This is a genomic window from Polyangium jinanense (assembly GCF_028435365.1).
In genome coordinates, this window is record NZ_JAGTJJ010000091.1 from 20968 (window position 1) to 33581 (window position 12614).

Sequence of the window (12614 nt, forward strand, 5' to 3'; positions counted from 1 at the left end):
GATAAAACGAGCCGGCCCCGAAGGGAAGTGCGCTGTTACGCTCGTTTCCGGTGATCCATCCACACGAGCGCTGCGGGCAGGACGATCACGGCGGCGAAGAGGCAGGTGACCTCGCCGATGACTGCGGCGACGCCCATGCTGCGCACGGCGAAATTATCCGATCGTACGAGCGCCATGTAGCCGAGCGCGGTGGTCAGGCTGCAGAGCACCACCGCGCCGCCTGTCTCGCGCACCGCGGCGATCGCGCCGCCCGTGCCCTCGCGGGTGTACCGCTGCACGATGTTCACCGCGTAATCGACGCCGATGCCGAAGGTCAGCGGCAATGCGATGAAGTTCAGGAAGTTCAGCTTCACCTTCATCACGACGAGCGCGAGTGCCATCCATCCGATGCCGACGAGCAAGGTGGCGATCACGTACATCGAGGGCTTGCCGCGGCGGAATGCGATCAGCACTGCCAGGATCGTACCGAAGAGCGAGAGGAGCACTGCGGGCGGGACGTCGTCGATCACCGCGGTCCACATGTCGGCGTAAATGACTGCGCGGCCTGAGCCGAGGATCACGCTGCCGTCTGGCAGGACCGTGCGTCGATACGAATTTGCCCAGCGGAAGAGGTAATGGGCGTCGTCCACGGTCGCGCCCGCGGTCGGGCTGATGTAGACGATACGGCCGCGCGTGCCGTCGGTCTCGGTGAATGCCCGCGCCAGACCGGCAGGCAGGTCCTCGATGCCGAACGGTTTCAGGTCGTCCGGGGGCAGGACCTCTCCGATCGTCTTCCAATCGTCATCCGAGATGACGCCGCGGCGCCGCGCTTTGAGGACCTTTTGCTTGATCTCTTCGAGGATCGGGATCTTCTCGGCCTGCGCCGCGGGCACGAAGTCCTGGAGCGCGTGGACCTTTTCGAAGGGTTTTTCCCCCGGAGGGGCGGCGTCGCGCTTCGCGTTGAGCGCCGCGCGCAAAGGTTCGACTTGCTCGGGGCGATCCACGAGGATTGCCATGCCGTCCGTCCCGACGTACCCCGTGATCTGCTCGCCGAGCTGGCTCAGGCGGATCTCCTCGGCCCGCCGGCTCGCGTCGGTGCGCAGGTTGCGCAGGTCGTACTCCATCGGGTCGCTCTTCACGTAGAAGACGGCCGCGATGGCGCCGGCCAGGGCCACGGCGACGCCGAGGACCGTGAGCAGGCGGGGGGCGCGCTGGGCGAAGGCTGCGAACGGACGGCCGAATGCGATGCCGCCCTGCGTGGCGCGCTGAATGCGGCCCCAGATGCCTTTGGCCTCGCGATCGAGCGGGAGGAGCCGCTCCATGAGCGTGAGGATGCTCGGCAACGCGAGGTAGGTCGCGATCCAGCAGAGGAGCATACCGACGCCGCCGATGACGCCGAAATCGCGGAAGCCCCGGAACTCGGTGGCGATGAGCGAGCCGTACGCCGCGCCGGCCGCGGCGGCCGCGGTGAGCGTGGGCCGCCAGGTTTCCCGACGCGCGAGGTCGAGCGCCTCGGCGAGCGGGACCTTGTCCCTGCGCGCTTCGAGGTACCTCGCCATGTAGATGATGCTGAAATTGATGCCGTTGCCCGCGACGATCGTGAAGAGAAAGCCCGTGGCCATGTTCAAATGGCCAATCAGGAGCTCGGTGACGCCGAAGGTCCACGCGACGCCGATGCCGATGGTGATCAGCATGGCGAAGAGCGTGCGGATCCGAAGGTAATAGAGAAACACGACGCCCGCGAGCAGCGCGGCCCCGAAGAGACCGACCTCGGTGAGGTCCGCGTTGATCGCGGCGAACTCGGAGATGCCCGTCTGGAGATCGCCGCCGAAGCCGTAGCGGATCTCGGGGTGGAACGAGGCGGGGTTCACCCGATCGACGGCCTCGCGGATGCGGCGCAACGCCTCGCTACCCCGCGCGAAATCGCTGCCGATGACCTTGGAGCGGACCGCGACGACGAGCGTCTTGCCGTCCTTCGACTGGTAGTAGCCGTCGGGGAACCGATCCGGCGTGGCCTCCGTGCCGAGCTTGAAACGCTTCTTGATGCTCTCCGCGTCGAGGGCCGGGGGCTCTTCGCTCTCGTCGAGCAAGGTGCCGGTCGCCTTGTTGACCTCGTAGGCGTACCGGGCCTCGATGTCGTCGCGCAGGCCTTCGAGGTCCTTGGTGTCGGCGTAGAGCCCGGCGCGGGGCGAGAGGAAGGCGCGCGCCTCGTGCACGCCGTCCTCGACGCTGCCGACCCAGGGCGGGCCCACGGCTGCGAGTGCGGGCACGAGCGCGTCGCCTGCCTGCCGGAGCGCTGACGTGGGCGTGTCCGGGCCGCCTTCGAGGACGATGAAGAGCGTGGAGACGCCGGCCGTGCGCGCGGCGACCCGGTTGAGCTCCTGCACGCTCGGCCGGGAGGAGGGCAGGAGCGATTCGAAGCCGGTCTGGATGGTCAATCGCAGGGCGAGGACCACGGATACGATCGTGAGCACCGCCGCGACGAGGAGCGGCAGCAGCGGTCGTTCGAACTGCACGCGGCCGAGTCGGTCGAACAGGCGCTCGGGCGACGAACGGCCGGGCGGCGGCGGGGCGGAAGGGGCGGCGCTCAGGGCAAACCTCGGGGGAGCAAGGGAATCGTGAGAGCGCCGGTATAGTGCAAACTTGGCGGATCCTCACCCCCAAACCGCAAGAGCCCTAGAACATCGAGCAGTTCGTTGAACTGCTCGATGTTCTAGCTCTTTTGTCCCGAGGGGGACGCCTCGCGTCCCCCCTCTCGTCCGGGCAAAGCCCGGACGATTCACCCCCCGAGAACAGTTCTAGCACCCCTGACCCGGCGTAACCCGCTGGATCCGCGTCCTGCTGACGACGGATCGGCACCGTTGGCGCGCGTTGGTGCCACTTCGGACCCCGTGGCCGCCCTTTGGAGCATCTCAGGAGCCGACGCACGGACGGCACTGCTGGCGGTGCTCGTCCAAGGCGAGGTCACAGCAGCAGCGGCAGGGGACGTGGAGGCTGCGACGGTCGCCCATGACGCGGTGGCAAGACTCTTTGGGATCATACCGGAAAACCATGCCACGGCTGCGGCGCGGGCAGCTCACAACGCGGTTGGCAAGCTACTTCGCGCCACCAGGCGGGGCCCCCCTCACCCGAGGCGGGGGAGGTAGCCTGGAAAAACGTGGGAGCCGGTCATCACCGAAGGGATCGGCTCCCGTTCCCCCCTCGTTCATGCCGTTCGCTTCTTGGTGGATCGGGAAGACGCTTTCTTGGCCACCGATGACCGCCGCGATGGCGCCTTGGCTACCGACGGCGACACCAGCGGTGCCGCTGGTGTCTTCGGGATGTCCTGGATATCAAGCCAAAGATGTGTTAGGCGAAACGGACTCACGGGGAAATTCCGCTGGAAACCCTGATAGAGTTCGCTGATTCCCTTCTGCTGCCAGCCGTCCACGGAAAGCATGAGCGGAGGAAGTCCTCCGGCGATGAATAGGTGCTGGCAGACCTCCGCATGCGCCGCGGGGAGCCCCATGCTCTGCACATAACCAATCATCGCCCCGTCGGCCAAGTGGACGCCATACCTATGATCGGGCGACCTAAATCGCTCGACCCCGCCAACGACGTACTGCTCGTTCAAATTCCATCCCGCGCTCGTGGTAAAACCCAACCGCTTGCACTCAACCACGAAGCTCTTCTCGCGGTGGCGATCGTCGGCGGCCGTCGGATCATCATGAACCCACTGAGCGTCCGGTCGTTTACGCTCGTACGGCTGAGCCGTTGACGAGTCCGGATCCGGGAGGTTTTCCGCCTCGAATACAGGGATGCCGAAGAGTCCCTTCGGATCGAGTTCGCGACGAGCCGTGACGACGGCGATCCTCAACGCTCGGTTGAGATTAGGTTCGTCTTCAGGGAGGGAGGGGTGTTCGCGCAATAGTATAAGAGCACGCTTGAATACGCCAAGATAATGGGCGCGGCGCCGTTCCCAAAGCTTTGGGCTGGCCAATTTAGGGCGGGGCGACGCACTCATATCTTTTGCTCCACTATGCTCATCGCCTCCGCTATGCTCATCGCCTGTGCAACACTAGCGTCTGCGTCAGCCAGGGCCGCGCTCCGCGTCCAGAACCGCGTTTCATTCCTTTTAATGATCAGTATTTCGTGTTCGCTGACAGCACGAACGAACGTATCGACATAAATCGTGTGTCGAGCCTCGGCTGGGACCAAGGACGCACGACCGATGCGATCAAGGACGTCGGCCCAAGCGGCGTCGCGATTAACGAGAATGGGGCGTTCACCTGCCGGAACCGTGAAGAAGAGCGCTGCTAGCACCGGCGCGCTTCCCGGGCCCGGGATGATCTCCCATGCAAGCTCCCCGTCAGGGGCAAGATCGGCGTTCCAGTGCCGAAGAAACACCTGGAGATAACCCGTGAGGCCGTCAACGCGCTCACGTGGCAAATCGCTCATTAGACCACACGAAACGCTCGGCAACGTGGCTGGCGCCACAGCCGCACTCTCGCTGCGGTTCTGAAAAAAATCTAGCCCTACATTGCACATATCGCGGACAAGATCTCGCTCAGCCTCGTCAAGTTCATAAAGGTCAAAAATTGCTTCATCTAGCGAATCCTCCATCTTCGCAAGGCGAGCATCACCGTGTGCTAATGTGGTAGCACGGAGTTTTTCGACCTCTTGAACAATGCGCTCACGGAGCTTGGTATGTTTGGGGAACGCGATCGGCATCCGCTCGGCGATATGGAGGTGAAGCTGATCATGCCATGTGCCCCAGGAGCCAGCCGTCAGCCAGAAGTAGTATTTGGCAAGGGAGGACCAAAATATTCCCAGAATGACGCTCTGCTGCCACTGTGCGAGCCCGTCAAGCCTGACTCCGTTGATCGAACTGCGAAAGCAGAACGGACTCGTCTCAAGCCGTGCAACAATGCTATCGATTACCCTTACGCCTTGACTCAGGAGGAGCCGGGCGCCCTCGTATATCTCGCGGACACCGCGGCGCTCAACCCGAGGAGGCACTGAAACCAAGTCGGATTCTGTGATCCTCCCGTAACGTTGGAACTTTCGGGCGGGTAGCTCTTGGTACTCGCTAAGCCAATCGGCATCGAGCGCCTGGTTTGACTCCTTATACCCCTGCCCCGTCAGAATCTCGACGCCATCCATCACGTTCGGCAGCTCGACGAGAGAAGGGAATCGCTCTATTTCGCGGATCACACCCTCGTCCCGCCGCCCGCCCCACCAGTAAATCTTCCATCTACCCTCATACCGCAAACACTCACTCTGATTGAGTCGCTGCATGTCCGCTCGGCTGATTACCACCGCACGTGTCTTCTCGACTACTGCGATACGCCGGGCGCACCAGTAGCTAAAGCTATGGTCCAGGGGCGGCGATCCCTTATCGAAGATGGCGGAAATAAAAGGTGAGGCACCCTCACTCTCTCGAACGCCTCCCTTGCCTCGGAGCCGACCGGAACCAGTTGCGCTGCTCTGATCTTTGGCGGCCTTGCCTCGACGCCGGCTGGAGCCTGACTCGCCCGCGGCGGTCTTACCTCGTCCGCCCTGGCCGAAATCAGAGAAATACAGATGCCGCACGTGGGCAAAATTGACCATGTGAAGGAGCTTGCAGCGCGACAGCCACGATCTGCGAAATAGACGGCTGTTCTTATGCTGCTTGAATAGTACCTAGAGCAATACGCCCCGCGTTCACTTTCGCCTGATTTTACCGACACTTGACTCGTCGGGGTCGTGCCTCCCCGATCGTTTTCCGACAGATTCCCGCCGCCCGCGGATCCCTCGCCGGCCGGGACGAGCAGGCAGGCAGGCAGGGGTGGGAAGACCTCGCCGACGTTGCCCCGGAGCGCTTCACCTTCGCGGATGTAGATCAACGTCGAGTTGAAGTTCTGATGTCCCGCGCGCTGCATGATGACATGCGTAGAATCCCCACGCATGGCCATCCACGTAATCCCCGTTGCGCGAAGGTCGTGGAACGTCATCCGCTTGTGGAGGTCATCCGCGATGTACAGGTCCGGCCGATCGAGTCCGGCCGTCTGCATTGCCGCGCGGAAGCGCTGCGCCATGTGGCCGCCATAGACTGGAATCACCCGGCCGCTTTCGTCACGTTCGGCGTACAGCGCGTGAAGCAAGGGCAGCAGGTTCGGCTCGATGCGAAAGGCGCGCGGGCGCTTGGTTTTCGTCCCCTTCTCCTGTTTTCGAGCGTTATCGAAGCTGCGGCGGATGTAGATCACGCCCTCGCTCAGGTTGATGTCCGTCCAGCGCAGCCGCAGGATCTCGGATATGCGGCAATAAAGGTAGATCGCCAGCGTCGCCAAGCGACGCATATCGAGCGGCACTTTTTCGCACGATGCGAGCTGCAAGAACTCGACCGGGAAAAGGTACACCTTCGATCGATGTGTGCCCAAGTCAGGACCCACGACGCCCTGCGCTGGGTTGTCCTTGCGGACGCGCAGCGCGAGGTTTTTCGCCGATGATGCGTCCCGAAATAGCTTGTGAACCGCAAGCCATAGCTTTTTCGCGCTGCGCCACGAATACTCGCCTTGGACGATCTTCTTGTCGAGGACTTGGACCAGTCTCTCCAAATCCTCGCGCGTTATCGTCGCGATTGGCTTCTCTCCGATGGTCGGCACGACGTGCAGCGTAAAGGCCGAGCGGTCGCTCTTGATGCTGGTATACCCTCGCTCCTCGCGATCCCTTATCCACCGCTCGAAATATGCGGCGAAGGTCTCTCCCTTTGGAATGGGCGCGCCCTTGCTCCGCTCGCGCGCTTGCTGCTCGATCCGCTCGCGCGCCTTGTCCGGATTGTCCGTGTAGAACTTCGCGGTTTCGCGGGCGCGAGCTTCGGACATGCCCGGGGGGAGGTGGATCCGCACGTAGCGGCCGTCCAGAAGGACGCGCGCAACGTAGCGATTGCCCTCAAGCAATACATTCCCAGTGCGACGGCGGCCCATATTACAGGACCTCCGCGCTTCGGTTGGATGGAAAAACGCTGGATCTCACCCAGCACGGCGCTATGGTGGCCATAAGTCGGACCTCGCTGATATCGGGGTTCGGCCTAGGGCTCCCGTGCATGTTAGCTGCATGCATGGGGGCCCGCTTTTTGTACTGCCCTACCAGCCGACCACACCCCCCGGCTGGCGTCAAGGGTCCGCCTCGGCCGCTCGGTCGGCTCGCGGCGGCGCGCGGGGCGCCCGTGACGGGATCGGCGAGGGGAGAGCGGCCCGGCGCCGCATCGAGCACGCTGCGCCCGTCCTCGCGCCCGTGGGGGGACGTGGCAGAGCTGCGCCGGCCGGCCTCGGCGCGGGGGGACCTCGGCGAGCTCGCGGGGGCTCTCGAGGTCCGGCTCGTGCTCACGTTCGGCCTCGGTGCGCCCGTTCGATCGGCTCGCGGCGGCGCGTAGGCGCCTCGTGCTCGCGTCCGCGTCGCGGTAGCGCCCGAACCCTGCTTCGCTCCCCTCGCCGATCTTCTCGCGCCCGCTGCGCGCCCGCGTCGGGGTGCTCTCGAGCTCGGTTCGTCCGGGCGATCGGCTCGCGCGTGGTGGGGGGCGCGCTCGCGCCCTTCGTCCGGATGCGCCTCGGCGCGCGCATGTCCGCCCGGCGCAGCGGCGGCGCGGCGGCGCGGGGTCATGCTCTCGAGGTCCGCCTGGTGCTCGTCCTCGGCGGACGCCTGGTGCTCGTCCTCGGCGAGCGCACGCTCGCCCGTGCGGCTCGATCGGCTCGCGGCGGCGCGATGCTCCGCGCAGCGTGGCCCGTTCGGAAGCGCGGCGAGCTCGCGGCCGTCCTCGGCCTCGATGTCTCGACGGGCGAAGGGCGGATCGGTCCGTTCGGGCGGCGCGCATCGAGGCGCCGCTCGTGTATGGTTCGTCATGGCATATCAGCGGCGGCGCTCGCGTGCGCCTCGCCGCTTCCTTTCGAGTCCTTCAATCCCAGCGCGCCCGCCCCCCACGGGCGCGCACGATGGCCGAGGACGCGCGAGCACGAGGCCGATCGATGTCTCGACGGTCCGGACCTCGCGCGAGGCGCCTCGGCGAAATCAGCGATGGCGCGGGCGCGGGCTCCGTTCCGTGGTCGGGCCCTGCTTCGGCTCCCGTCCCATGGCGAGCTCGTGCTCTTCTTCCGGTGATAAGGCGTTCACGTCGACGGGCGCCACGGTGCGCGCCGTGGGAGGCGGGCGCGGCGCTCGCGGGCGCGCGCCCTCTTGCGTCTCGATGAACGCGTGAGCCTCGTCCCGGAGCACGAGGATCGTCTTCCCGTCGGGCGCCTTGAAGCTCCGGAGCTTTCCTTGCCCCGTGAGCCGCTCGAAGGACCGTTCGCCCCAGGGGAAGGTTTTTCGGTCGTAGTAGCGCGGTCCCTCGTCGCCTTTGGTGTGCTTTGCCGCCTCATTCCGGACGAGGCGGAAGAAGTAGGAAAGCAGGATCAACGCGGCTTCGCGCACGTCGGGCGGGATCTCTTGCGGGTTCATGGTCTCCTTTCGACGGATCACGGCGCAGCGCTGCAAAGCTACGCACGAGGCGCAGCTATCCAGACGGTGCGCGCATCACCGCACACGGTTGTTGGGGTTATGAACCGCGGATGGCTATGGCCCCGATTCGAGCGAGCTTCAAATGATCCGGGAATGGCTCCCGGGCGGTACAGGCTGCGCCGGGAATGGCTCCCGGGCGGTACAGGCTGCGTCGGGAATGGCTCCCGGGCGGTACAGGCTGCGCCGGGAATGGCTCCCGGGCGGTACAGGCTGCGCCGGGAATGGCCCCCGGGCGGTACAGGCTGCGCTCGGCTATGGATGGCGCCGCGACTTCTTCTCCCGCTTCTCGGAATATCGATACATCTGCTCGGCCTTCTCTCTCGGATATCCGAGGTCCACCGCGGCCCGCCGTACAATCCTCTCCGCGATGCCTCGATCACCCCAGCTATTGCCTAATCGCTCGTCGCGCAACACATGACGAATCGCATCCTCAATGACCTTGGCATGAGCACCGTCGTCCTCAACCGCGGTCAGATCGTCACCCAAGACGCGCATCAATATGCATAGGACTGGACTGGCCAAACCCTTCGCGGCCAGGGCTACCGCGTCTCTCTGTTGCATCGCTGTACAATGGGTCGCTATTGCCGATAGATGCTCCTGGATGCCTGCCCGAAGCCGGTCTTTGCTGATCGTGGGCGATCGATAATCGCCCGCATGAAGATATACTGGCGTCACGACTTCGCGCCCATCGTTCTTCGTTACACATCGCAACGCGGATCTGTCCAGATCTTTCAGCGATTCGATGTCGCCTAGCAAATACGCGAGAAGTGTCGAGCGGAAGATTCGGTCGAGCATTTCGATTGCTGCGCAGTGTCGTCGCTCGGCAAGCGGAGCCCATGGATATATCAACGCCGCTCCGGTGAACCAGCGCATGGCGATGTATAGGTCAACGATGGCCTTGTTTCGCGCGCTTTCCCCAAAAAACAGCTCCGGATGTGTTGCCGCCACTCTGAACTGGATATAGCATTCGCGATCGGGGTACGGAATTCTCCACATTACAGGGGATACCCACAACCGTTTAACCGCTTCCCAAACCCTTTGCTCCGCGCTCGGTTCGACGTGAGCTTCGCCTGGCGTAGTCGGTGGCGCGGCTCCGCTCGTCTTGACGGGCGCCTCGGCCGGCGCAGCATCCCTGCGGCGCTCGGTCGTCTGCTTTCGGTTCGCACTCGGCCTCGTGGTCTTCTTCGCGGCGGCGCTCTTCTTCGCAGCGGCGCTCTTCTTCGCGGCGGCGCTCTTCTTCGCGGCGGCGCTCTTCTTCGCGGCGGCGCTCTTCTTCGCGGCGGCGCTCGCGGCCTCGCGCCTCGCATCGCCCTTGCCCTGCTTCCTCGTGCTCGCTTTCCCCGTCGCCATGCGCGGATCGTGCGGTCCGTCCTCGAGATCCCCAAGTTTTCGGCGAGGGGGCCGAGGTCCGGCCGGGCGTAGCTCCTCGCGGCCGAGACCGGGCGCTTGCGATCGGTGGACGTGCACGAGCTCGCGGCGCGGCTCGCCGAGGACGAGCGTGCTCCGCGCCGCCCTCGATGATCGCCGGGCCAAGGGACCGCAGACCATGGGCGCAGCGGGCCGAGGACGAGCGCCGGCTCGACGTGCACGAGCTCGCGGCGCGGCTCGCCGATCGCCTCGCGCCGAGGCCGAGGAGGATCGCGGGGTGCGTCTCGACGTGCGACGCCGGGCGGCGCGTCCTCGGTGCGCCCGCTTGCCCCCCGGTGAAGGGGGGCAAGATTCCGACGCTCGCCCGGCCGGACCTCGGCGGAGCAATCGCGCGGTACCCCTCGCCAATCGAGCGGTATGCGTCCCGGGGATGGTCCGCGATTGCATTGCGTTGAGGCTCGATTGCGTGTTGCCGAATTGGCGGAACGTGCGCTTGATAATGGCGCGAGCCTGTGCAAAAGCTTTGGCTATGCCTACTCCGTTGGACTCCGACACGCGGCGGCGCGTCTATCTGCTCGCGGCCGTCGCAGACCTACACCCCGAGACGGCGCGGGCGGCGCTCGAGGGCAAGCCCATGTCCCGAAAGACTCGCGACGCGCTGCGCGCTGCGCGGGCGAACGTGTCCACGGTCCGTGACGAGCTCGGCGCGGTCCTGGATCGGCTCACGGCAAACGACACCGCGAGCGCGGCCGGCGCAGCGTCCTCGGCCTCGATGCCGGGCGGCGCGGCGGCGCTCGCCTGAACGAACGCGAGGCGCGAGCGTCCTCGGCCTCGATGCCGGGCGGCGCTCGCGGCCTCGCAACCACAATGCAGGGGGGACGCGTCGAAAGGAGGGCGGCGCGAGCCGGAAAGGTGCGCGCTGCGATGGCTCGCGCGAGCGGCGATCGTGCGCGCTGGGATTGTGTACCAAGAAAAACGGCCGCCCCGGGGGGACACCCGGACGGCCGCGGATAGTCGAGAGAACATGAAGCTAGCAAAATCAGAGCTCGAATGCAATGGGCGGCGCGAGGACGAGCATTCCCTCGATGCTCTCGAGGTCCGGACGGCCGACGCTGGGGAGCTTCCGCGCGAGGCCGAGGCGGGCGCGGCGATCGGGACGGCCGAGGCTCGCGGCGAGCCATGCGAGGTCGAGACGCGCGAGGAGGTGAGCGCGCCGAGCGGGAAGGCCGAGGACACCACGCGCCACCCGAACGAGGCGCACCCCAAGCCAAACGAAGCGCGCGGGCGCGGAGCGCGCAGACCGCAGCAGAAGCCCGACCGGGGGCGGCGCGGGCGCGGCCGTCGGCTCGACGTCCCCCCACCGTTGGAACCCCACGAAGCCGAGGCCGAGGCCGTAGCGGCAGAAGGGCGCGGCGAGCTCGGCACGATGCCCCCTGAGTTGACGATCGGAAGCCACGCGGAGCTGGCAAAAGCGCTGCTCGCAATGCTCATGCCCGTGGGGCCCGAACCGATATTCGATGAAGGTACGATCCACTGCTATGTGGCCACGCGCGGCACATGGGAAGTTGTGACGCACGAACGAGCGAGCCGCGAGCTACAGCGGCTCGACGGCACGGAATACGGAAAAAACGAAACGCTGCGCCTTCGGGCGTCCGACGTGACCGGGGGGATCAAGCTCGCGCAGGATCGCGTTGCCCGTCCGGGCTGGTTCGTCAATCGCGATCCGGACGGCCGACCGTATGGGCCCGATCCCCCCCGCGGCATTGCATTTTCCGATGGGTTCGTGATTGTCGGTGTCAACGAATGCCGCCTCGTTCGTCACGATCCAGCGCACCGCGCCCGTCATGGTTACGCCTTCCCGTACCAGGCCGAGGCGCACGCGTCGAAATGGCTCGCCTTTCTGGCCGACATTTGGCGGGACGATGAGGATCGGGATGCGAAGATCCGATTTCTACAAGAATTCATGGGCGCCTGTCTGCTCGGCCTCGCGCCGCAGTTTCGGACCGCGCTCTTCCTCTTGGGAGGCGGAAAGAACGGCAAAAGCACGCTGCTTCGGATCATCGAGGCGATGATGCCGCCGCGCTCGCTCTCGACCGTCGCGCCGCACCTTTGGGGCCATGAGTATTACCGGGCCAACCTTGCGGGCAAGCGGCTAAACGTCGTCGCAGAGTTGCCAGAGCGGGAGCTGGTGTCGAGTGAGGCATTTAAGGCGATCATCGCAGGTGACCCTATCGCTGCACGTCACCCGACGTGCCGACCGTTCACCTTGAACCCTGCCGCGGGGCATATCTTCGCGGCGAACACATTGCCGCCCGTCAACGATATGACCGATGGGTTTTGGGATCGCGTGGTCCTCGTCGAATTCAACCGGCGTTTTCAACCGGACGAGGCGATTCCAGACTTTCACCGGGGGATCATCGAGGCTGAGTTGCCTGGCATCGTGTCGTGGGCCATCGAGGGAGCGCGCCGTCTGCTCGCGCGAGGGCGCTACGAGGTCCCCCCGAGCGCCGACAAGTGCCGCGCTCGCTGGCGCATCGATGCAGATCCCGTCGCGCTCTTTCTCGAGGAGCGTACGCGTCCGGCCAAGGACGGCGAAAAGGGCACGGCTGCGGCGCAGCTATTCGACGAATTCGACGCTTGGCGGAAGCGCAATCAGTATCAGCCGATGTCGTCGAGAAAGTTCTACAGGCGCACGGGCATGAGGTCCGCCTCGAACGGGACGGCTCGCATGTACCCGGTCACGGTGATGCGTA

At 65.3% G+C, this 12614-nt stretch carries 11 protein-coding genes; 4 read left to right on the forward strand and 7 right to left on the reverse strand.

Annotation, left to right across the window (positions count from 1 at the left end; genetic code table 11):
• Positions 1 to 35: 35 nt before the first annotated feature.
• The 4 genes from KEG57_RS51585 to KEG57_RS51600 form a co-directional block, all read right to left on the reverse strand.
• Positions 36 to 2495 (reverse strand): efflux RND transporter permease subunit, encoded by a 2460-nt coding sequence (locus KEG57_RS51585; protein WP_272423746.1) that lies wholly within the window; start codon positions 2493 to 2495, stop codon positions 36 to 38.
• Positions 2496 to 3184: 689 nt separating this feature from the next.
• The gene (locus KEG57_RS51590) at positions 3185 to 3835 is read right to left on the reverse strand and encodes a hypothetical protein (protein WP_272459961.1); all 651 of its coding nucleotides are present in this window, start codon (positions 3833 to 3835) and stop codon (positions 3185 to 3187) included.
• 143 nt (positions 3836 to 3978) lie between these two features.
• On the reverse strand, positions 3979 to 5256 hold the full coding sequence (locus tag KEG57_RS51595) for a hypothetical protein (RefSeq protein WP_272459962.1): 1278 nt from the start codon (positions 5254 to 5256) through the stop codon (positions 3979 to 3981).
• Between the two features lie 38 nt (positions 5257 to 5294).
• Positions 5295 to 6821: a tyrosine-type recombinase/integrase gene (locus KEG57_RS51600; protein WP_272459963.1), complete on the reverse strand. Its 1527-nt coding sequence runs from the start codon at positions 6819 to 6821 to the stop codon at positions 5295 to 5297.
• 422 nt (positions 6822 to 7243) lie between these two features.
• Between KEG57_RS51600 and KEG57_RS51605 the strand changes: the two genes are divergently transcribed.
• Complete coding sequence (locus KEG57_RS51605; protein WP_272459964.1) at positions 7244 to 7372, forward strand: hypothetical protein; 129 nt, start codon at positions 7244 to 7246, stop codon at positions 7370 to 7372.
• 632 nt (positions 7373 to 8004) lie between these two features.
• Here the strand turns inward: KEG57_RS51605 and KEG57_RS51610 are convergent.
• Positions 8005 to 8433 (reverse strand): hypothetical protein, encoded by a 429-nt coding sequence (locus tag KEG57_RS51610; RefSeq protein ID WP_272459965.1) that lies wholly within the window; start codon positions 8431 to 8433, stop codon positions 8005 to 8007.
• 312 nt (positions 8434 to 8745) lie between these two features.
• Entirely contained in the window at positions 8746 to 9843 is a 1098-nt protein-coding gene (locus KEG57_RS51615) for a hypothetical protein (RefSeq protein ID WP_272459966.1), read from the reverse strand.
• Positions 9844 to 10010: 167 nt separating this feature from the next.
• Between KEG57_RS51615 and KEG57_RS51620 the strand changes: the two genes are divergently transcribed.
• Both KEG57_RS51620 and KEG57_RS51625 read left to right on the forward strand, forming a co-directional pair.
• The gene (locus KEG57_RS51620) at positions 10011 to 10316 is read left to right on the forward strand and encodes a hypothetical protein (RefSeq protein WP_272459967.1); all 306 of its coding nucleotides are present in this window, start codon (positions 10011 to 10013) and stop codon (positions 10314 to 10316) included.
• An 86-nt stretch (positions 10317 to 10402) separates the two neighbouring features.
• On the forward strand, positions 10403 to 10663 hold the full coding sequence (locus KEG57_RS51625; RefSeq protein ID WP_272459968.1) for a hypothetical protein: 261 nt from the start codon (positions 10403 to 10405) through the stop codon (positions 10661 to 10663).
• Positions 10664 to 10900: 237 nt separating this feature from the next.
• Here KEG57_RS51625 and KEG57_RS51630 read toward each other — a convergent pair whose 3' ends face one another.
• Positions 10901 to 11236: a hypothetical protein gene (locus tag KEG57_RS51630; RefSeq protein ID WP_272459969.1), complete on the reverse strand. Its 336-nt coding sequence runs from the start codon at positions 11234 to 11236 to the stop codon at positions 10901 to 10903.
• On the opposite strand from KEG57_RS51630, the gene KEG57_RS51635 reads away from it, so the two are divergent.
• Positions 11225 to 12614: DNA primase family protein (locus tag KEG57_RS51635; RefSeq protein WP_272459970.1), on the forward strand; the 1390-nt coding region annotated here is incomplete at its 3' end. The genes KEG57_RS51630 and KEG57_RS51635 overlap by 12 nt on opposite strands.